Source organism: Flavobacterium suncheonense GH29-5 = DSM 17707 (genome assembly GCF_000430025.1).
Classification (GTDB): domain Bacteria; phylum Bacteroidota; class Bacteroidia; order Flavobacteriales; family Flavobacteriaceae; genus Flavobacterium; species Flavobacterium suncheonense.
Genome location: NZ_AUCZ01000007.1, coordinates 260,086 through 280,186, shown reverse-complemented (window position 1 = coordinate 280,186; position 20,101 = coordinate 260,086). Strand labels below are relative to the sequence as shown.

The following is a 20,101-nucleotide window of genomic DNA, read 5'->3' as shown; positions in this document are numbered from 1 at the left end:
AACGTCTCGGGGCTTTGTGAAGTTGTAGAATTTTGGTAAATAACATTACAAATATAGATTAAATTTTATTTTATAAATTGAAAATTGCAGATACAAAATGCACCTGCAATTTCACAAAACCCTTGTTGTAAGTGGTTTTAATTTACTTTGGTTAAAATAATATCGGTTGGGATATTAAAAACCCTATCTTCTGGTTTGGCATCAGAACCTTTGCTGATACGCCATTGTGCAGTAGTAGGATTAGTACTCAAAATTTTCATACCCAGTCTGCCTTCTTGCCTGTAATATGGTGAACTTACAGGAAAACTAGTATCCATCACTGTTCCATAACTATGGATTCCATCATTTGATTTCATTACATAAATACCCGGATAAACATCTGTTGTGCCCACCCAATGTTTATTACTAGTATAAATTACTTGTTCATTTAGTAAATCATAGTTTTCTACCAAACGGTAATGACCTTCTATATCATCTACATAATATTCTACATTTCCATTTGTATCACGTCTTGGGTTTTTTGTAACCTTATATAAACTTACCACAAAAGTTTGGTTGTTACCCATTGGGGCTATCCAAGTACCTAGAAAAGAGGCAAAATCATTATCAATATCTTTAAAATATTTTTTAACAGAACCGTCCACAGACCAGTCTTCTGTTTTCATTTCAGAAATATCCTTAACAATTACCGTTTGTGCGGTTGTTTTACATGAAGTAAAGGTACATAAAACTAAAATAGTTAGTTTTAACATTAGTGTTTTTTTTATTATTGACATGGTGTTGGTATTATAGTGTTAGTATTATTTAAGGTAAGCTTTGTATAGGTTGTAAAAGTAGCATCTACTTCAAATAAATCCGCACCTATATCTGCCTTTTTCATCATTTTTAAAAAATTAAGTTTATCATCATCAGGATTAGAATTTTCTTTGATTAAGGGAGTATTACCAAATTCTTTGGAGTAATATTCGTTTTCAATTTCGCTTTTCTTTTTGATTCTATCCATATCAATAACTGTTCCAAGAGGCATTTTTTTCATATCAAAAATATATTGCATAAACTTTTCTTTATTGTTTATGGTCATTGCATAACGTGTGCCATCGGCAGTAATTACATAAAAAACAAATTCGTTTACTTCGATTTGATCTTTAAATAGTAAAAGGCTTATAGTGGTTAAATCCTCCCATGAAAATACAGAATAGGTTGAATCTGCCGGACTGTTGTGCGTGTGGGCTAACATCACATACGGAGTAGGCGGATTCGCATTAATCTCTAATTCTCCGGCTGTTCCTTCGGGTATTGTTTTTATTGCGTCAGGCTCTGTTCCTGCATAATCATCTAAAGCGTAAATTCCGTTTTCGGTATCTTGTGAAGTAGTTGTAGCTAAATCAACCAACCCTTGCCTCATAGCAGGAAATTTAGTTAGCTGTTTGCTTATTTTTTTACAAGGGTTAGCTGCTAAGTCTTCCGCTTCTTCAACAATCTCAGGACAACCACCTGGACAATGCACTGGAGTTGTAATAATCTCATCGTTTGGGTTTTCATTGTCATTGTCATTATTTGATGAACCGCCATTACTGCTACCACCACCGCCACCTTCACTACCTGATGAGCCTGATGAACCAGAACCAGAACCAGAACCTCCGCTATCTCCCCATTCGGGTATCCAAATGGTTTCTTGATAATAACCAAAACCACAAATACTACCTCCACAATCATAGGGAACTCCACTACAAAGCGAATAAAAAAAAGAAATAATTGAAAACTTTTCGTTAGTTGTGGTTTGTATAGAAGTTGTAGTAATTGTAGTAATTTCTTTTATACCTTCTTGTGCAATTTCACTTTCGTTTTTACTCTACTTTTTGTTTGTATATTCAAATAGAAGCAAACAGTCAAAATTACAATCTTATAAGGTCATTAGTTTTAAATGAAAAAAACGGTGTTGCTTTAAGTTTGCTTGCGAAATATAAAAAACCCGAAGACATCAAGCTAATAAAATCTTTTTTTAACAAAAAAGGTTATCAGGCTAGCTTTTTGTCAGCTGTTGAAAATTTTCCTGATGATTCTTTTTACGGTTTTGTTTTAAAGTATGTCAATATTCAAAAGAAGAAAAATGAATACGATTCATCACCGGAATGGATTTATATATGCAAAACTCTAGCAATGTATCCAACTTTAGAAACCAGTAAATTATTTGAAAAAATGCTTGAAGAAAAAGACGAGCACACAAAAGATATTTTATCAAAAAGTATTTATTTGGCAATAACTAAAAATCCTAACCCAATTTTCGATAATATCAAAGTGAAAATAAAACTTAATGATGACGAAATTGAAGAAATAAAAATGCTTTCGGAATTATATAATTAATGAAATAACTAAGCGCAATGCGGTTAAAAACAGTACATTTTTTTTTCAAAGCTACCCTTGAAAACTACGACTACACCTGAAAGCTAACAGCTAAAAGCTATTAGCTGCCCACTACACCTCCCCATCCCATTCAGCATAAAACTGCGCCAGAAAGCCCAACATATACGCATGGCGTTTTTCGGCGATTTGCCTACCGGTTTCGGTATTCATCCGGTCTTTTAGCAACAGGAGTTTTTCGTAGAAATGGTTTATCGTAGGCGACTCGGAATGCTTATACGTTTCCTTGTCCATGTTCAGATTCGGCTGAATGGCAGGGTTGTACAACGGGCGGTTTTTAAAGCCACCGTAGTTGAACGTGCGCGCAATCCCAATCGCACCAAGGGCATCCAGACGATCGGCATCCTGAACGATGTCCAGTTCTTTGGAGGAAAACTGCTTTTCAAAATTCCCGCCTTTAAACGAAATGTTTTCGATAATCGCAATCACGTGCGCGATGATTTCTTCCGACACACCTTGACTTTCCAGAAAAATGCGCGCGGTTTTCGGGCCCAGCTGTTCGTTGCCGTTGTGGAATTTGCTGTCGGCGATGTCGTGAAGCAAAGCGGCTAATTTTACGATAGTCAGATCACAGTCGTTTTCCTCTTGGGCAATTAAAAGTGCGTTTTTATACACGCGTTCGATGTGAAACCAGTCGTGGCCGCCTTCCGCGTTTTCCAGTTGTTGTTTTACAAAACGGATAGTGTTGTCGATTAAACTCATTGTGATCAGCGTTAAAAAAATCCTTTCGTTGCGGAAAGGATTTCTGTATTTTGAAAAGGGTTTCGCTAAATTATTTTACCAAAGCCGGTTGTACCCATTTGAAGATTTTCTCCTCGGCCGGTACCACCATGCGCTCGGCAATTCGGGTCATGCGTTCCGGTAATTTCAACAGATAGTCGCGTGCTTTTTCGGCTTCGTCGGTCAGGTTGGTAATCTTGTCGATTTCCCATTTTACGTTTAGTTTTTCCAGAATGTCCACATAGTCCAAAGCGGTATACACCCCGATGCGTTGAGCCGACTCCGAAAATTTTTCAAACGCCGTTCCGATGCTTTCCCCCGATTCGCGGATTAAATGTGCCGGCATGGTAATTTTCTTTTTCATCATGTACTGGAAGGCCAGCATCATCTCACTCGGATCGACTTTGAAGATGCGGTTTACAAATTCCGAATAGGCGTGGTGGTGACGCATTTCGTCTCCGGCAATCAGTTTGCAGATTTTCGACAGTTTATGATCGCCGAATTTCTTTGCCAGTTGTGCCACGCGGTTGTGGGAAATGTAGGTAGCCAATTCCTGAAAACTGGTAAACACGAAATTTTTATACGGATCGCGGTCGGTTCCCGGATCGAAACCATCGTTGATTAAATGGTGCGTAGTCATTTCCACTTCGCGCATGTTTACGCGTCCGGACAGGTACAGGTATTTGTTCAGCAAATCGCCGTGACGGTTTTCCTCACCGGTCCAGTGGCGCAGCCATTTGGCCCAGCCGTTATCACCGGTAGGGGTTTTTTGGTTAACGCCTTCTACGTCCATTAACCAGGATTCGTAAGTCGGTAAAGCTTCTTCGGTGATGGTATCGCCTACCAGAACCACCCAGAAATCATACGGTAATTCTTTGGCAAGCTCGCGCAGTTCGGTAACGTCTTCCAGAAAAGTTTCCTTTTCGGAGTCGGGTAACAAATCGCTTGGTTGCCAGATTTTCTCGACAGGAATCAGGTAGTTTTCTACGAAACTGTCGATGTTTTTTTCTAAAAACTGCATCACTTCCAGACGCACATTTTGTATGGACATAATCTTTAATTTTTAATTCCTTGCACCACTGCATTTTCCGTTTTCTCCATCAATTCCGGGAATGAAAAATCTTTAATCGCTATAGGTTCGTGAATGGTGAATTCTAATCTGTTGCCTAAACCCATCGGAAATTTGCCGTAACGGACCATTTTCCATGAGTTGTTAATCGATATCGGAACCACGTAGGCTGAAGGGGCATATTTGCATAAAATCTTCAGGCCGTTTTCCGAGAAACGCTTCGGGACACCGGTTTTGCTTCTTGTTCCTTCCGGAAAAATTACAGCAGAACGTTTGTGTTTTTCTATGTATTCGCCCAAACCTTTAATAACCGGCAGGGCTTGTTTCGGGTCTTTTCTGTCTATTAAAACGGAACCGCCGTGGCGTAAATTGTACGATACACTCGGAATTCCTTTACCCAATTCTTTCTTACTTACAAATTTAGGGTGAAATCTTCGCAAATACCAGATAATGCCAACAATATCATACATGCTTTGGTGGTTGGCCACGAAAATAATCGGAACGTCTTTCGGAACCAGGTGAATATTCTCAAAATGGTAGGTGGTTCCTAAAATATTGGTGCATTTGGTCAGGCAGAAATTCAGATAATCCACACTTTTTTTGTGCGCCTGATAGCCGAACACGTTAAAGCAAATCCACTGAATCGGGTGGAATACCACAAGGCACAATCCGAAGGCCAGATAGTAAACGATAGATAAGGGATACGAGAGAATCTTTTGCATTTTTTTCAAATAATAGGCAAATATAAGGCTATAAAATAGAAAACCACCATAAAAATGGCGGTTTTATACGGTGCCGAAATCGTATTGCTTAGCAGAATTCGTTGTAGGCGTCTTTTAAATTATCGGCGATTAGTTCTGCCGGACGGCCTTCGATGTGATGGCGCTCCAACATGTGCACCAATTCTCCGTTTTTGAACAAAGCCATACTCGGTGAAGACGGCGGGAACGGGAACATGTGCTGACGGGCAGCATCCACCGCTTCTTTATCCACGCCGGCAAAAACCGTTACCAAATGATCTGGCTTTTTACTGCCTTCCAGACTCATTTTGGCTCCCGGACGTGCGTTTCTGGCCGCACAACCGCAAACGGAGTTTACCACTACCAAGGTAGTCCCTTCTTTGGCTAAAGCAGTTTCCACTGCCTCAGCGCTATATAATTCCTGAAAACCGGCTTCTGTCAGTTCAGCGCGCATCGGTTTTACCATTTCTTCTGGATACATAGTTTTACTTTCTAAGATTAATGTGCTGCAAATTTACAAAGTAAAATCGGAATTTCTGTTAGAATGTTGTTAACGAAACGCGGCGGCTTCTTTCAGCAGGCCAATCATCGTTTTGGCATCGGTATATTCGCTGATTTGCAGTAAAATAGTGTTGTCTTTTCCCAAAATCGAAAAAGTCGGATAGGTAAGTGCGCCGTCTATGGTGCCCAATTCCTCGGCCAGTTCGTTTACGCCGGAATTTTGACCTTTCGGTTTGTATCTGAAGGTTTTGTTTTTAAAGGTAATCGGGGCTTTCTGTTCGGCATCCAGCGACACAAAATAGAAATTGTCATTTAACAACTGGACAACTTCCGGATTTTTAAACGTCGAATTTTCCATCATTTTGCAGTACTTGCACCAGGAAGTATGCACAAATACGAAAACCGGTTTCGGATTTTGTTTTTCAAGTTTTTCCGCTTCCGGAAAGGTATAGGTTTTTAGTTGTGCGAATCCGGAGAAGGCACAAAAGAAAAGAAGTACTATTGCAAGTTTTGTCTTCATCATTTCAAGGTATATCGGATTCCGAAAAAGCTTCGAATGCCCTGATTCGGTCCGTATACATAGCCGGGATCAAAAGTCAGTCCGTACGGGTTGTCTGCTGTAACCATAACGCTGCCGTCCGGATTATATTGTACGTTTTCATCAAAAGGATCGTTGGCCCGGGCAATGATAAACGGATTCCCTTTGTTTGGGGTCCAATTTAATAAATTTTTGATTCCGCCGTAAAATTCAATATTTTTTGCCTTGTTAAAAGTGAACTGAATGTTCTGGATGCTCCACGTAGGCGAGTACTCTTTTCTCGGATCTAAGGCACCAAGCGTTGGCAGGCGCATTGGGCCGTACACATTTCCGGTGTAATCGATATCCAAAAACCATTTTTTGATGCGGTACGAAACCGCCCAGGTTCCCGTAAATTTTTCGGTAAGCATCTGACGGGTTTTGACGCCATTTTCCGTTTTGGCCACATCCATATAGGTTGCGCCCACAATAATTTTCAGACCGTTTTGGAATACCGCGTCGAGGTTCACACTCACGCCTTGTGTTACCGAATGTCCATCCAGGTTTTTGTAAATGATTTTGTTCGGATCGGTGTCGTAATCCGGAATGATGGAATTCGTGAAATAGGTGTACCAAGCGGTGGTTTCCAGTCCGACGTAATCGCCGTTACCGGTATAGAATTTCCTTAAAAAGTTCAGGTTGGCATTGTAAGAACGTTCCGGTTCCAGATCTTCCAGCACTTCAACATCGCGGGAACCTGTAAGCGCGGCATGTTCTTCCGTAAAAAGGTTCACTACCCGAAATCCGGTACCGGCATTAAAACGAAAAATCGATTTGTCATTGATTTTCCATTTGTGGGCCAGTCTTGGCGTAAAAATATTGCCGTGGCGGTGGTTGTAATCGTAACGCAAGCCCAAAAGGAGGTTGTGTTTTTCCGTCAGGCGGATTTCGTCCTGTGCAAACAAACTGGGAATCCAGCTTTTATCCGCATTTGCGGTGGCCGGCGTGTTGTCGTTGTAAAACTGGTACCGGACTGCGGTTCCGAAAAGAAAATCGTGGTTTTTCATTTTCTTGTCCCAGGTCAGCTGACTGAAACCAATCTTTTGCTGTGCCAGATACGGAATATTCCCATACACCGAATTCTGGTCGTGGTCGGTATACGAAAAGGTAAACAGTATTTTTTCGGGAACAGGTAATTCATAGGAACCTAATAATTCATAGCGTTTGGTATAAATACTTTCGCCATAGACTTCACTGCCACCCCGGTATTTTTTCTCCCATTGCATTTCCCCGCCCCAACGGTCTTCGTAGAAAAAACGCCCGGCCATGGAAAATAATTTATTGCTCTTCCGGTTGAAATTTAACTTCTGAAAGACGGAAATGCGGTCCTGCAAGGTCACATCCGTAAAATTATCGCGGTTGTTGTCTGTCGGGTTGCTGTAGTTGAAGTAATTCACACCGGTTAACAGGGAAACGGCTTTGCTCAAATTGGTTTTAAATCCTAAATCGAGATTCGCTTCGCCCCAACTCGTGGAAAATGCATCAGCAGCAACTACCGGAGCACTTTTCGGGTTTTTGGTGATAATGTTGATTAATCCGCCCACTGCTTCACTACCGTACAGCGAAGAAGCCGGCCCTTTCACGACTTCAATTCTTTCTAACAGTGAATTCGGAATACCGGACAAACCGTAAACCGTAGACAAACCGCTTACAATCGGCATGCCGTCAATCAAAACCAAAGTGTACGGGCCTTCCAAGCCGTTAATGTGAATATCGCCGGTGTTGCAAACGTTGCAGTTTAATTGCGGACGAACGCCGTTTACGTTCTGCAGCGCTTCAAAAATATTAGCGGTTGGGTTTTTTTTGAAAAAAGTAGGTTTGTACACTTCCACCGGTACAGGGCTTTCTAATCGGTTTACGGCTTTTAAGGTTCCGGTAACCACGACTTCTTCTAAAGCATTGTCGGCTTTTAAATCGAAATCCAGAAGTGTTTCGGTGGAATCGTTTACCGTGATTTTTCGTTGCTGGCTTTTAAAACCGGTATAGGATACTCTAATCTGGTATGCTCCTTTTGGGATATGGTTCAGGGTGTAATTGCCAAGACTGTCGGCCGTCGTGCCCCACGTGGTTTTTAAAAGGGAAACCGAAGCAAACTCAAGCGGCACGCCTTCCGCAGTAATTTTTCCTTTAATCGAATTTTGCGCCAAAAGGGCATGGGACAGAAAAAGAAACAGTATCTGAATTAGTTTTTTCACAATTTTATTTTAGCTATTATCGAAATAATAATTTAGACAAAACTAAAAAAATATTTTCAATCAAAAAAAATTGTATTTTTGGAAACGTAAAAATTTAATGATGACCTATTCGGAAGAAAACTATCTCAAGGCCATTTATCATCTATCACTGTCACAGAAACAGGGCGTGAGCACCAATGCCATTGCGGCTTTGATTGAGAGCAAGGCCTCGTCGGTAACCGATATGATTAAAAAGTTAGCCGAAAAAGAACTGATCATTTATCAAAAATACCAAGGCGTAATGTTGACTGATAAAGGGCTGATGGCCGCCAAAATGATCGTCCGCAAGCACCGCTTATGGGAAGTTTTTTTAGTGGAAAAACTGGATTTTGCCTGGGATGAGGTACACGATGTGGCCGAAGAGCTGGAGCACATCAAATCCGAAAAACTCATCAACAAATTGGATGCTTTTTTGGGTTTTCCTACAGAAGATCCGCACGGCGACCCGATTCCGGATAAAAACGGCAACATTGTAAAAGTCGAAAAACAACTGCTTTCGGAATTTGAAATCGGACAAACCGGAATTTGCGTAGGCGTAAAAGATTCGTCCTCCAGTTTTTTGCAATATCTGGACAAACAGCAAATCGCTTTGGGTTCGAAAATTAAAGTGGTGGCCAAAGAAAGTTTCGACATGTCCTTAACCATAGAAGTTAACGGAAAATCCATGATTATTTCCAACAAAATAGCCGGCAACCTGTTTGTCAAAACCGTTTCATAAGATGGCAGCGCAAAAAACAAATTCCTTAGAAGAAGTACACCAGTCGGTAGCAATTACGCAAAACACAACTGTCTGGAAGCGTATTCTGGCCTTTTTCGGTCCGGCCTACATGGTAAGTGTCGGCTATATGGATCCGGGAAACTGGGCGACCGATTTAGCCGGAGGAAGTCAGTTCGGCTATACCTTAATCTGGGTGTTACTGATGTCCAACATCATGGCGTTGCTGTTGCAGAGTTTGAGCGCGCGTTTGGGAATTGTCCGTCAGAGAGATTTAGCACAGGCTTCCCGGGATACGTATTCGAGACCCGTGAATTTTGTACTGTACTTTTTAGCCGAAATTGCCATTGCCGCCTGTGATTTGGCTGAAGTTTTGGGGATGGCCATCGGGCTGCAGCTGTTGTTTGATATTCCGCTGCTGTGGGGGGTGAGCATTACGATGCTGGATACGTTTCTGTTGCTTTTTTTACTGAACAAAGGCATCAAAAAAATGGAGGCTTTTATCATTGCGCTCATTGCGATTATCGGGATTTCGTTTTTGGTGGAAATGTTTCTGGCCAAGCCGGATCCGGGACAGATTGCTGCCGGACTTGTACCGTCCATTCCCGACAGTACCGCGTTGTACATCGCCATCGGAATTATCGGAGCCACGGTGATGCCGCACAATTTGTACCTGCATTCGTCTTTGGTGCAAACCCGAAAATTCGACCGTTCCGCCAAAGGGATTAAGCAAGCCATCCGGTATAATTTTTTCGATTCGTTAATCGCTTTGAACTTAGCTTTTTTTGTAAATGCCGCGATTCTGATTTTAGCCGCTGCGACGTTTTACAAAAACGGAATGTTTGAAGTAGCCGAAATTCAGGATGCGCATCGTTTGCTCACACCGCTTTTAGGCACGGAATGGGCTTCGATACTATTCGCTTTAGCGCTTCTGGCCGCCGGACAAAGTTCGACCATTACCGGAACACTGGCAGGTCAGATTGTGATGGAAGGCTATCTGAATTTGCGGATTCAGCCGTGGGTGCGTCGTATCATCACCCGATTGATAGCGATTGTTCCGGCTTTTTTAACAATCGTGTATTTTGGAGAAGAAGCCACCGGAAAATTGCTAATTTTAAGTCAGGTAATATTAAGCTTGCAATTAGGGTTTGCGATCATTCCGCTGATTCACTTTGTGAGCGACAACAGAAAGATGAAAGGATTTGCCATCGGAAAATATACGAAAATCGCGTCCTGGCTGATTGCTTTGGTAATCGTGTCGCTGAACGCCCGTTTGGTTTATGACGAAATCAAAGGCTGGATCGAAACGTCCGAAAACCCGGTTTACCTCTGGATTTTTGTCGTGCCGTTGGCTGTTGCAGCCGCGTTGTTGCTTTTGTACATCATCATCAAACCACTCATCGAAAAAACGATGGTGTCTCCGACTTTGGTGCCGCATATTAAACATATTGTTGTAAAAGAAGCCGAAAAACCAATCGTGTATTCGAACATCGCGATAGCACTGGATTTTTCCACTACCGATGAAAAAAGTATCGAAAGTGCTTTGCAGTTAGGCGGAAAAGAAGCAAATTACACCATTATTCACGTAGTGGAAACCGTGGGTGCGATGGTATATGGTGAAGAAATTCAGGATTTTGAGACGGCCAGCGATTCAAATTACCTAAACGATTACAAAAATGCCCTGGAAGCCAAAGGGTATAAAGTCACCATAAAACTGGATTTCGGAAGTCCGAAGAAAGGGATTGCCAAACTGGTAAACGAAGGCGATTTCGACATTCTGATTTTGGGAGCGCACGGCCACCACTGGTTCAAGGATTTGTTGTTCGGTACGACGGTGGATGCCGTACGACACAGCATTAAGATTCCGCTTTTGATTGTAAAAAATTAAACCGATGAAAAAAATTGCAGCATTAGGGTTTTTGTTCGCGTTGTTAATGGGTTGTGCTTCTGCTTCCAAAAACGAAATCAACCAGCAACTGGACTCCCAATCCGGGAAAGAAGTGGTTTTGGTACGCGTTCTAAACGATTCCCGTTGTCCGGAAGGCGTGCAATGCGTTTGGGCGGGCGAAGTAACCATTGAAGTCGCCGTTTACGAAAACAAAAAACTCAGCGAACAAACGCAGTTTACGATAAATGCACAATCAGCCGACGAAGTAAAAGCATGGTTTGAACAGCATCTTCCTCCAAGCAAAGAAAAACTGAAAGCCGTAAGTGTGGCACCTTATCCCAAAGAAGGCGTTACCATTCAGCCGGAAGAGTACAAAATTGTGCTGAAATATTAATGACAGCCGCAATCGGTGTCGTTGCCGCAGTTTTTGCCTTTTTTCTTTTTGCCGAAAAATTTCTTCCACAGAAAAGCCACGGCGATTCCCAAAAGCAAGTAGGCGATTATTTCCTGAAAAGTAATCATCTTATTTTAAGAGTTGGTATACAATCAGACAAACGGTATAGGCGAAACCACTCATAAAAGCGAGCTGAATCATCGGCCAGCGCCAAGAATTGGTTTCCTTTTTAGTAATGGCCAAGGTGGAAATACACTGCATGGCAAAGGCGTAAAACAGCAATAAAGAAGTTCCGGTGGCAAAGTTAAAAATCTTCACGCCCGTTACCGGATGCACTTCCGCTGCCATTTTGTTTTTGATGGTGGTTTCCTCTTCGGCATGACTGCCCACACTATAAATGGTTGCCAAAGTTCCCACGAAAACTTCACGGGCGGCAAACGAACTCACCACAGCAATTCCGATTTTCCAGTCGTAACCCAAAGGTTTGATGACCGGTTCAATCGATTTTCCGATGATCCCGATATAGGAATGCTCCAGTTTATAGGAAGCAATCAAATCCTCTTTCTCTCCCGAAATTTCTTTGTTCTGAAGTTGGCTCTCCACGATTTCTTCTGCGTTGTGAAAGGTATTGTTTGGTCCGTGGGAACCTAAAAACCACAAAATTACCGATAAGGCCAAAATGATTTTCCCGGCACCAAAAACAAACGATTTCGTTTTCTCTACCACATTAATTCCAACGTTTTTAAACATCGGAACTTTGTAGCTAGGCATTTCCACCACAAAATAAGAACGCGATTTGATGTTCAGTACTTTATTCAAAGCATATGCCGAGACAATGGCCATACCGAAGCCCAGCATGTACAAAAACATTAAGGTTAAACCCTGCAGGTTGAAGATGCCCAATATGCGCTTGTCCGGGATAATCAGTGAAATTAAAATCGCATATACCGGTAAACGCGCGGAACAGGTGGTGAACGGCGTGACTAAAATCGTGATTAGGCGTTCTTTCCAGTTTTCAATATTACGAGCTGCCATAATCGCCGGAATCGCACAAGCTGTTCCTGAAATTAGCGGCACAACGCTTTTCCCGCTCAGGCCGAAACGGCGCATGATTTTATCCATCAGGAACACCACGCGGCTCATGTAACCGCTCTCTTCCAATACTGAAATAAAGAGGAACAAAAAGGCAATCTGTGGAATAAAAATGACAATCCCGCCCAAGCCCGGAATGATGCCTTCGGCTATTAAATCGGTTAACACTCCGGCCGGCAAATGGGTTTTGGCGAAGGAACTTAACGCGGCAAAACTGCTGTCGATAAAATCCATCGGAATGCTCGACCAGTCGAAAATCGATTGGAAAATCAGCAGTAAAATTCCGAAGAAAATCAGGTAACCGTATATTTTATGCGTTAAAATCCGATCCAGTTTTTCGCGGATATCGGTGGCTTTGGTTTTGTCCACAATGTACCCCACTTTCAGCGTATCGTTGATAAACTGATAGCGTTTGATGGTTTCTTTCTGCTGCAGGCGTTTCAGTTCTGCTTTGGGTTTGGCAAAGGAGTTTTCCTCGATGTGTTTGCGGTGCAGGTTAGAGAAATTGACGTCTTGGGTAATCACAAGCCACAATTTATACAGCAACTGGTTCGGAAACGCGCGGCGCAGGCTGTTAAAATAATCCGGATCGATGCTCGAAGCGTTCAGACACGGTTCAGTGGGTAATTCTTTGTAATTGATGATGAGTTTTTTCAGTTCGGCAATTCCGGTTTTTTTGCGGGAACTTACCAGCGCGATTTTGGTTTTCAGTTGGGCTTCCAGAAACGGAATATCTAAAGTAATTCCTTTGGCGTCCATCCGGTCGGACATGTTGATCACTAAAATCGTCGGGATTTCCAGATCTTTAATCTGGGTGAACAAAAGCAGGTTGCGCTTCAGGTTTTCCACTTCCGAAACCACTACGGCCACATCGGGAAAATTTTTGTCGTTTTTGTTCATCAGGAGTTCAATCACGACGCTTTCGTCCATCGAACTGGCGTTCAGGCTGTAGGTTCCGGGTAAATCTAAAATCGTGGCTTTGGTGTATTCGGATAATTTCGAAAATCCGACTTTCTTTTCTACCGTAATCCCCGGATAGTTTCCCACTTGCTGGTTCAGTCCGGTCAGTTCGTTAAAAACCGAAGTTTTCCCCACGTTGGGGTTTCCGATTAAAGCTACTTTTATGGTATTGTGCGTCATAAATCAGAATTCGTTTATGAGGTCAATACGGATTTCTTTTGCCGTTTCCAATCGAATCGCCACATGACTGTCATTCACGTTAATGTACAACGGATCGCCGAGCGGTGCTACCTGCAGCAGTTCCACTTCGTTTCCGGGTAAGCAACCCATTTCCAGTAATTTTAAAGGAATCTCGTCCACATTAAAATCCGTAATGATGGCTTTTTGTCCGCGTTGTAATTGGGCTAACGTAAGAGTCAAACTTTATTTAGATTGAATTTAGATTACAAAAATAAGGATAATAATATTGTAAAAGATGATAAAAATCAATTTTGCAAAAATTTATGATTTCAGCGCTTATTTCTCCTCGTTTACCAAAAAAGTAATGTCTTCCAACAGTTTTTCCATCGCTTCTTTTTTGGTGCCGTCGTAAAAACCACGCACGCGGCGTTTGCGGTCTACCAACACGAAGTTTTCGGTATGCACCATGTCGTACATTTCGGAAGGATTTCCCGTTTTAACCGCCAGATACGATTTTCGGGCCAGGTAGTAAATGTCTTTTTTGTTGCCGGTTACCAGGTTCCATTTGCTGTCGATGACACCTTTTTCCAGTGCATATTTTTTCAGGACGGATACGCTATCGATATCGGGTGTTACCGAATGCGAAAGCAGCATGACGTCGGGATTGTCTTTAATTTGTGCCTGCAGCCAGCTCATGTTATCGGTCATCATCGGGCAGATGGTCTGGCAGGTGGTGAAGAAAAAATCGGCCACATAAACTTTGCCTTCGTAGTCTTTTTGGGTGATGGTTTTTCCGTTTTGGTTGGTAAAAGCGAAATCGGCAATATGATGCTGGGCCTTGTTGGCGATATGCTGAATCGTCGAATCCACCAGTTCCGGATTAACCATGGACGGCGTATATACCGGCAAAGTCTTTTTAGGTTTCAGCGCATTGTAAAACAAAGTAATGATGATGGCCGAAAGAACCCCCAGGACAATAAAAAACGGAATGTATTTTTTAAAGAAAGACAACATATTTTTTTAGTTTCGGCAAAGATACAATACCCAAACGGAATCCCCGGTAAGTTACTGCCATACAAGTGTTAAAAATTGCATAAGACAACGGATAATTTCTATTTTTGAGTATTGGTGTAACAAATTATAAGAACGCAACACCTATTTTAAAGAGTATAAACCATTGAGCAATAAATATTTTGCCTTAAACCTAAAAAAAACTAGATTATGAAAAAAAATAGGATTGCAGCCGGCTCGCTTGCGGTATTTTCATTGCTGAGTTTGGGAGCTGCTGCCCAACAGGCTAAACTCAAAAATCCGGGAATTGACATCGATTTGATGGACAAGTCGGTAAAACCCGGCGATGATTTCTTCCGCTATGTTAACGGAGCCTGGTTTGATAAAACCGAAATTCCGGCCGACCGAACCCGTTGGGGAAGTTTTGACGAATTGCGTCAGAATACAGACAGGGATGCCCTGGCCATCCTAAAAGAAGCCGCGGCCAATAAAAATTTAGACCCGAAATCCGATCAGGCAAAAGCCGTGAACGTATACAAAACGTATATGGATACCCTTTCCCGAAACAAACTGGGAATTACGCCTTTAAAACCCTATCTGGCCAAAATCAACGCCATCAAAACCCTTGCGGATGTCAATAAATTGCTAATCGAAATGGAACCGCAGGGAGGTTTAGGTTTTTACGGTGCCGGTGTAGGTCCGGATGCCAAAAACAGCAACCGCAATGTGGTGTACATCGGTTTGGGAAGTCTGGGATTACCGGACCGCGATTACTACGTTTCCGACGATAAAGATTCGAAAGAAAAACGCGAAAAATATGTACTGCACGTAGCAAGAATGCTTCAGTTTTTAGGTATTAAACCGGCCGAAGCCAAAATTCAGGCTGAGAAAGTTTTAGCACTGGAAACTGAAATGGCCCGTCCGCGTCTGGACCGTGTAGAACGCCGCGACCGAAGAAAAACCTACAACCCAATGACCGTAGCCGATTTGCAGAAATTAACACCATCAGTTAACTGGAACGGATATCTGGAAGGTGTAGGCATTGGAAAAATCGACTCGCTGATTGTTTCGCAACCCAGATACATGACGGCTTTGGAAGACCTTTTCAAAGCAAACAAAATAGAAGATTGGAAAGCCTATATGCGCTGGACGTTAATCAACAAATCGACCGGTGTGTTAACTACGGATATTGAAACGGCCAACTGGGAGTTCTACAGCAAAACCCTAACCGGAGCGTTAAAACAACGTCCACGTGAGGAAAGAGCCTTACAGGTGGTAAACGGAACCGTTGGAGAGGCCTTAGGGAAATTATACGTTGAGAAAAAATTCCCGGCAGAAGCCAAAGCGAAAGCCAAAGCGATGATTGAAAACGTATTCCTTGCTTTTGAAAACCGCATCAACAACTTGCCGTGGATGACACCGGCAACACGCAAAGGCGCCATCGAGAAATTGCGAAAATCGACCGTGAAAATAGGATATCCGGATAAATGGAAAGATTATTCCAAACTGGTCATCAAATCGAAAGAAGAAGGCGGTACTTACTATGAAAACATGAAAAATGTGGCCCGTTGGGGATATGTTGAAAACCTGGCGGATTTACACAAACCGGTAGACAAAACCAAATGGGGCATGTCGCCACAAACCGTAAACGCGTATTACAATCCTTCGTATAACGAAATCGTGTTCCCGGCAGCAATTTTACAACCGCCGTTCTACGATTATAAAGCGGATGATGCGGTGAATTACGGCGGTATCGGAGCGGTAATCGGTCACGAAATCTCTCACGGATTTGATGATTCGGGTTCCCGTTACAACGCAGACGGTAACTTAGTGAACTGGTGGACCGACGACGATTTAAAACAATTCACCGGTTTGGGAGGCGCTTTGGCAGCACAGTACAGTGCGTTGGAACCGCTTCCGGGAACTTTCGTAGACGGTAAGTTTACCTTGGGAGAAAACATCGGTGATTTAGGAGGTGTTAACGCAGCCTACGACGGTTTGCAAATCGCGTTGAAGAAAAACGGCAATCCGGGCTTAATTGACGGCTATACTCCGGAACAGCGTTTCTTCATTTCCTGGGCTACCATTTGGCGTTCCAAAATGCGAGACGAAGCGATTAAAAATCAGGTGAAAACCGATCCGCACTCTCCGGGGATGTACCGCGCCTATGTGCCGTTACAAAACGTGGAGGCGTTTTATCAGGCTTTCGACATCAAAGAAGGACAGAAATTGTACGTGAAACCGGATAACCGTGTGAAAATCTGGTAGGCTGAGCTATAAAAATTTGAAAAAAAAATCCCGAGTGAATGCTTGGGATTTTTTTATTTCTTCCGCATTGAACGGTTTACCAGATACAATCCGAAAATTGTTACGGCGCCGCCAATGCCAATCATCATCGTTAAAGGTTCCCCAAAAATAAGGGCACCCAGTACCACCGCTACAATCGGATTGACATAGGCGTACACACTGCTTACCTCCGCCGGCAAATGCTGTAAGGCATAAATAAAAGCGATGAAGGTCAAAACCGATCCAATCACCACCAAATATGCAATGGACCACCAGGAAGCTGCCGGGATTTCCGTCAAAGGAATAGAAGTTCCTGTTGCTCCGGTGTAGGCAAACAGCAAAAGACTCGAAATCAGCATCTGAAGCCCCAAACTAAAATACGGATTAAAACTTGCGGCTTTTTTCTTGGTGTACAAACTTCCAAAAGCCCAGGTTAAGGTCGCCAAAACGGACAGAAAAATCCCGAACTGAAAATCCGGTTTTAAGAAATCGGCCAGATAATCGTAAAAAACCAAACAGACGCCTCCGAAACTGATTACCATCCCGACAATCGACCATCTGGAAAGTTTTTCGCCCCGAAACAAGCTAATGATTACAATCCACAGCGGGAAAACAGCTCCGATAATAGCGCCTAATCCGCTGGAAATGTATTTTACGCCCCAGGTACTCAAACCGTTGCTCAGTACAAAATTGAGGATACTGAGAATGGCAATAGTCTTCCACTGTCTTCCTTTCGGCCACGGTGTTTTTTTATACAGAAAATAAAGCAGGTAAACAGACGCGCCCAAAAACTGCCGTATGGCTGCCAATTGTAACGCCGGCATGTGTTTTACACCTTCTTTGGACGCGAGCCAGGTGGTGCCCCAGAAAAAACTTACCCAAAGCAACGCCAGCATGGGCAATCCGATGGCCTGCAGTTTGTTTTGGGTGGTGTGATGGAGTTTTTTCAGCACGGTTAAAAATCGGTTTTGCGAAACGAATAGTGTAAAACGTCCTGTATTTTTTCGGAAGAAATTATTTTTCCGACAGAAAGTTTTCCGTGGGCAAATGTAGGCAAAGGCAACTGCATTTCGGCAGCTTTTTTGCAATAGTAGGCTTCCCGTGCCGGATGATAAGGAGCCACTGCGTTGAGTTGCTCGCCCCAGCTTTCCGTTTCAAGTATTCTTAGGATGATGCCGATGCAGTCTTCCTGATGAATAAGGTTAACCGGAGCCTCAGGATTCGCTATATTTTCTTTTCCGGCCAAATGGGTTACCGGATGACGGTCTTCGCCGATGAGTCCGCCGAAACGCAAAACAGTCGTCTGAAAGTTGGGGTTGTTCTGTAGAAGCTTTTCGGCCTGTAACAGCTGTTTGCCGCTTTCGGTATCCGGGTTGGGAATATAACTTTCCGTTACCTTGTTGTAGGAAACTTCGTCAGGATATACGGCGGTAGAACTAATAAAAAGCACTTTTTTAACCGGTGATTGTTCAAGATACGGCAGCAAGATTTCCAGTTTTCCAGCAAAAGGAGCGGAAGTTGCAGCGCGTAATTTCGGCGGTATAGCGATAACCAAAACCTCCGCATTAGCCAAAAAATCCTGAAGGTTTCCCGTAACCTCCTGTTCCGTAAGCGCAATCTGAAAGGCGTTTATCTTTTTTTCGGTTAAAACCGTCAGTTTTTCAGCCGTAGTAGTGGAACCGTTTACGGCATAACCTTTTGCAAGTAACCGTTCGGCCAGAGGCAGCCCCAGCCAGCCACAACCTAAAATGGAAACAGTCGGCATGTTATTCTTCTTTCTTCTGAGGGACATTGACCTTAATATGGCCCCAGTTTTCCCCCGATTTGATACGGTAGAGCTGCATTTCACTCACGCCGAATTGTTTGGCCAGGATTCGGATTCTGGTTTTTCGGTTCGGATCTAAAAGGATTCTTTTCAGACGAATGACCGTGGTTTCCGTAAGTTTTCTGCCATCGGCCTTGATATTGTGGGCAACTGTTTTCTTACGTCCGGCAATTACATGCGGGCTTTTGCTGTAATGCTCCATTTTTTCTTCGTAAGTAACCCATTTCAGATTGGACGCTTTGTCGTTGTCTCTGCTAAAATCCAGATGGATTACATATTCCTGATTCTCTGCAGTTTTAGGGACAAAAAATTCGGCAACCAGTTTGTATAACATGTAGTATTGAGTGGTTTTGACCCCGTTAGTCCAATTGTCCAATCGTAAAATCCGGTATCCGTCTGCAATACCTCCTTTTATAAGGATTCCGTCTTTCATGTCTTCTCTAAAACTCATCAGGCGTCCCATGTTCGATATGGCATATCTTCTTTTGCGATTTCCGGCTACCTGAATTTCTCTAAATTCCTCGTTGGGATAAAATCGTATCATTTTAGTTTCGTTAAGTTTCTTTTTTGACTAACATGAACCAGTCGTTTTCAAGACTTCTGTATCCCTGATCGTAAAGAAAGTGATAGGTATTCCCGTTTCGGGTAATGTATACAGAAGTGAAAAACTCAAAATCAAACCCTTTGGCTATTAATTTGTTTTTGCCAATTTTGGATTTTCCTTCCTGATTCAGTTCACACAAAATACGGTAATTTTTTCTTAACTTGTTATTAATATTGCGCATAAGATTCGTGGCATCCTTATTTTGTCTGTTATTGTAAGAATTTCTGCAGCCGTCTCCGCAAAATTTTTTGTCTTCCCGTCCTACAATACTGTCGTTGCATTCCAAACAGACTTTCATGGCTGTACATTGAAATTGCCTTCGTGAAAAATAGCCTGTCTGATGTGCGCCAAATGATGCCTGCCGTGCCAATCGTACAGCCCCAGCATTTCTTTCAGCCCAACCAGCCTTTGGTGCTGCGGATGGAAATACATTTTATCCCACTCGGTTTCCGTTAAATGGTTCAACAAGTAAAACCAACGCTCGTGAATGCCTTCAATAATTTTCAGGGAGGCGGTAAGGTCGTCTTTTACTCCGTCGGGAAGTTGTGCCCAAAGCGCTTCCTCATAGGGACGGATAACAGGAGCATCTTCGGTGAGGGTGAGTTTGAGTCGTGTAAAAGCATTGATATGGCTGTCGGCCAAATGATGCACGACCTGTTTGATGGTCCAGCCTTCCGGGCGGTAGTGCCAATTCAGTTGCGCAGGCGTAAGTGGTTGTAAAACGGCGTTTAATTGTGCCGGAAATTCACGCAGCGAAGTTTTCCAGTGTTCCAAATCTTCCCGTCGAATATCGGTTGGACAGGAAAACCGTCCGATGGGAAATTGTAGGGCTTCTAAATCAAAAGTGTTTTGCATGGCTTTTATTTTTTTGGAGCGAATGGCTC

General features: G+C 42.8%; 22 protein-coding genes. 5 read left to right on the top strand and 17 right to left on the bottom strand.

The window, feature by feature from the left end:
• Positions 1 to 137: 137 nt before the first annotated feature.
• Both G498_RS0105275 and G498_RS0105270 read right to left on the bottom strand, forming a co-directional pair.
• On the bottom strand, positions 138 to 752 hold the full coding sequence (locus tag G498_RS0105275; protein WP_131387660.1) for a DUF6705 family protein: 615 nt from the start codon (positions 750 to 752) through the stop codon (positions 138 to 140).
• A gap of 14 nt (positions 753 to 766) precedes the next feature.
• On the bottom strand, positions 767 to 1,507 hold the full coding sequence (locus tag G498_RS0105270) for a hypothetical protein (protein WP_131387661.1): 741 nt from the start codon (positions 1,505 to 1,507) through the stop codon (positions 767 to 769).
• A gap of 356 nt (positions 1,508 to 1,863) precedes the next feature.
• Between G498_RS0105270 and G498_RS0105260 the strand changes: the two genes are divergently transcribed.
• Entirely contained in the window at positions 1,864 to 2,364 is a 501-nt protein-coding gene (locus G498_RS0105260) for a hypothetical protein (protein WP_026980202.1), read from the top strand.
• Positions 2,365 to 2,475: 111 nt separating this feature from the next.
• Here the strand turns inward: G498_RS0105260 and G498_RS0105255 are convergent, their stop codons facing one another.
• The 6 genes from G498_RS0105255 to G498_RS0105230 form a co-directional block, all read right to left on the bottom strand.
• A complete protein-coding gene (locus G498_RS0105255) occupies positions 2,476 to 3,123 on the bottom strand; it encodes an HD domain-containing protein (protein WP_026980201.1) in 648 nt (215 codons plus the stop codon).
• A gap of 70 nt (positions 3,124 to 3,193) precedes the next feature.
• The gene (locus G498_RS0105250) at positions 3,194 to 4,192 is read right to left on the bottom strand and encodes an acyl-ACP desaturase (RefSeq protein WP_026980200.1); all 999 of its coding nucleotides are present in this window, start codon (positions 4,190 to 4,192) and stop codon (positions 3,194 to 3,196) included.
• A 5-nt stretch (positions 4,193 to 4,197) separates the two neighbouring features.
• Positions 4,198 to 4,932: a lysophospholipid acyltransferase family protein gene (locus G498_RS0105245; RefSeq protein ID WP_026980199.1), complete on the bottom strand. Its 735-nt coding sequence runs from the start codon at positions 4,930 to 4,932 to the stop codon at positions 4,198 to 4,200.
• A gap of 88 nt (positions 4,933 to 5,020) precedes the next feature.
• Positions 5,021 to 5,431, bottom strand: coding sequence for a BrxA/BrxB family bacilliredoxin (locus G498_RS0105240; protein WP_026980198.1), 411 nt, complete (start codon positions 5,429 to 5,431; stop codon positions 5,021 to 5,023).
• A gap of 69 nt (positions 5,432 to 5,500) precedes the next feature.
• Positions 5,501 to 5,974 (bottom strand): thioredoxin family protein, encoded by a 474-nt coding sequence (locus G498_RS0105235; protein WP_026980197.1) that lies wholly within the window; start codon positions 5,972 to 5,974, stop codon positions 5,501 to 5,503.
• Complete coding sequence (locus G498_RS0105230; RefSeq protein ID WP_026980196.1) at positions 5,971 to 8,223, bottom strand: TonB-dependent receptor; 2,253 nt, start codon at positions 8,221 to 8,223, stop codon at positions 5,971 to 5,973. The genes G498_RS0105235 and G498_RS0105230 overlap by 4 nt, the downstream gene beginning before the upstream one ends.
• A gap of 100 nt (positions 8,224 to 8,323) precedes the next feature.
• Between G498_RS0105230 and G498_RS0105225 the strand changes: the two genes are divergently transcribed.
• The 3 genes from G498_RS0105225 to G498_RS0105215 are packed head-to-tail and all read left to right on the top strand — an operon-like array spanning position 8,324 to position 11,259.
• On the top strand, positions 8,324 to 8,980 hold the full coding sequence (locus G498_RS0105225; protein WP_026980195.1) for a metal-dependent transcriptional regulator: 657 nt from the start codon (positions 8,324 to 8,326) through the stop codon (positions 8,978 to 8,980).
• A 1-nt stretch (position 8,981) separates the two neighbouring features.
• Entirely contained in the window at positions 8,982 to 10,865 is a 1,884-nt protein-coding gene (locus G498_RS0105220; RefSeq protein ID WP_026980194.1) for an Nramp family divalent metal transporter, read from the top strand.
• A 4-nt stretch (positions 10,866 to 10,869) separates the two neighbouring features.
• Positions 10,870 to 11,259, top strand: coding sequence for a hypothetical protein (locus G498_RS0105215; protein WP_026980193.1), 390 nt, complete (start codon positions 10,870 to 10,872; stop codon positions 11,257 to 11,259).
• Here G498_RS0105215 and G498_RS15710 read toward each other — a convergent pair.
• The 4 genes from G498_RS15710 to G498_RS0105195 form a co-directional block, all read right to left on the bottom strand.
• Entirely contained in the window at positions 11,256 to 11,387 is a 132-nt protein-coding gene (locus tag G498_RS15710; RefSeq protein WP_394330614.1) for a FeoB-associated Cys-rich membrane protein, read from the bottom strand. The genes G498_RS0105215 and G498_RS15710 overlap by 4 nt on opposite strands.
• Before the next feature lies 1 nt (position 11,388).
• Positions 11,389 to 13,491, bottom strand: a complete 2,103-nt coding sequence (feoB, locus tag G498_RS0105205) for a ferrous iron transport protein B (RefSeq protein WP_026980192.1) — start codon at positions 13,489 to 13,491, stop codon at positions 11,389 to 11,391.
• Positions 13,492 to 13,494: 3 nt separating this feature from the next.
• Positions 13,495 to 13,731, bottom strand: coding sequence for a FeoA family protein (locus tag G498_RS0105200; protein ID WP_026980191.1), 237 nt, complete (start codon positions 13,729 to 13,731; stop codon positions 13,495 to 13,497).
• Between the two features lie 96 nt (positions 13,732 to 13,827).
• Positions 13,828 to 14,505, bottom strand: a complete 678-nt coding sequence (locus G498_RS0105195) for an SCO family protein (RefSeq protein WP_026980190.1) — start codon at positions 14,503 to 14,505, stop codon at positions 13,828 to 13,830.
• 207 nt (positions 14,506 to 14,712) lie between these two features.
• Between G498_RS0105195 and G498_RS0105190 the strand changes: the two genes are divergently transcribed.
• A complete protein-coding gene (locus tag G498_RS0105190) occupies positions 14,713 to 16,770 on the top strand; it encodes a M13 family metallopeptidase (protein WP_026980189.1) in 2,058 nt (685 codons plus the stop codon).
• A 53-nt stretch (positions 16,771 to 16,823) separates the two neighbouring features.
• On the opposite strand, the gene G498_RS0105185 is transcribed toward G498_RS0105190, so the two are convergent.
• The 5 genes from G498_RS0105185 to G498_RS0105165 are packed head-to-tail and all read right to left on the bottom strand — an operon-like array spanning position 16,824 to position 20,072.
• Positions 16,824 to 17,684: a DMT family transporter gene (locus G498_RS0105185; RefSeq protein WP_051269738.1), complete on the bottom strand. Its 861-nt coding sequence runs from the start codon at positions 17,682 to 17,684 to the stop codon at positions 16,824 to 16,826.
• 59 nt (positions 17,685 to 17,743) lie between these two features.
• Entirely contained in the window at positions 17,744 to 18,580 is an 837-nt protein-coding gene (locus G498_RS0105180; RefSeq protein ID WP_240470436.1) for an SDR family oxidoreductase, read from the bottom strand.
• The gene (locus G498_RS0105175) at positions 18,555 to 19,157 is read right to left on the bottom strand and encodes a hypothetical protein (protein WP_026980186.1); all 603 of its coding nucleotides are present in this window, start codon (positions 19,155 to 19,157) and stop codon (positions 18,555 to 18,557) included. The genes G498_RS0105180 and G498_RS0105175 overlap by 26 nt, the downstream gene beginning before the upstream one ends.
• Positions 19,158 to 19,167: 10 nt before the next feature.
• Positions 19,168 to 19,515, bottom strand: coding sequence for a hypothetical protein (locus G498_RS0105170; protein WP_026980185.1), 348 nt, complete (start codon positions 19,513 to 19,515; stop codon positions 19,168 to 19,170).
• Positions 19,512 to 20,072, bottom strand: coding sequence for a YfiT family bacillithiol transferase (locus G498_RS0105165; protein ID WP_026980184.1), 561 nt, complete (start codon positions 20,070 to 20,072; stop codon positions 19,512 to 19,514). The genes G498_RS0105170 and G498_RS0105165 overlap by 4 nt, the downstream gene beginning before the upstream one ends.
• Between the last annotated feature and the right edge of the window lie 29 nt (positions 20,073 to 20,101).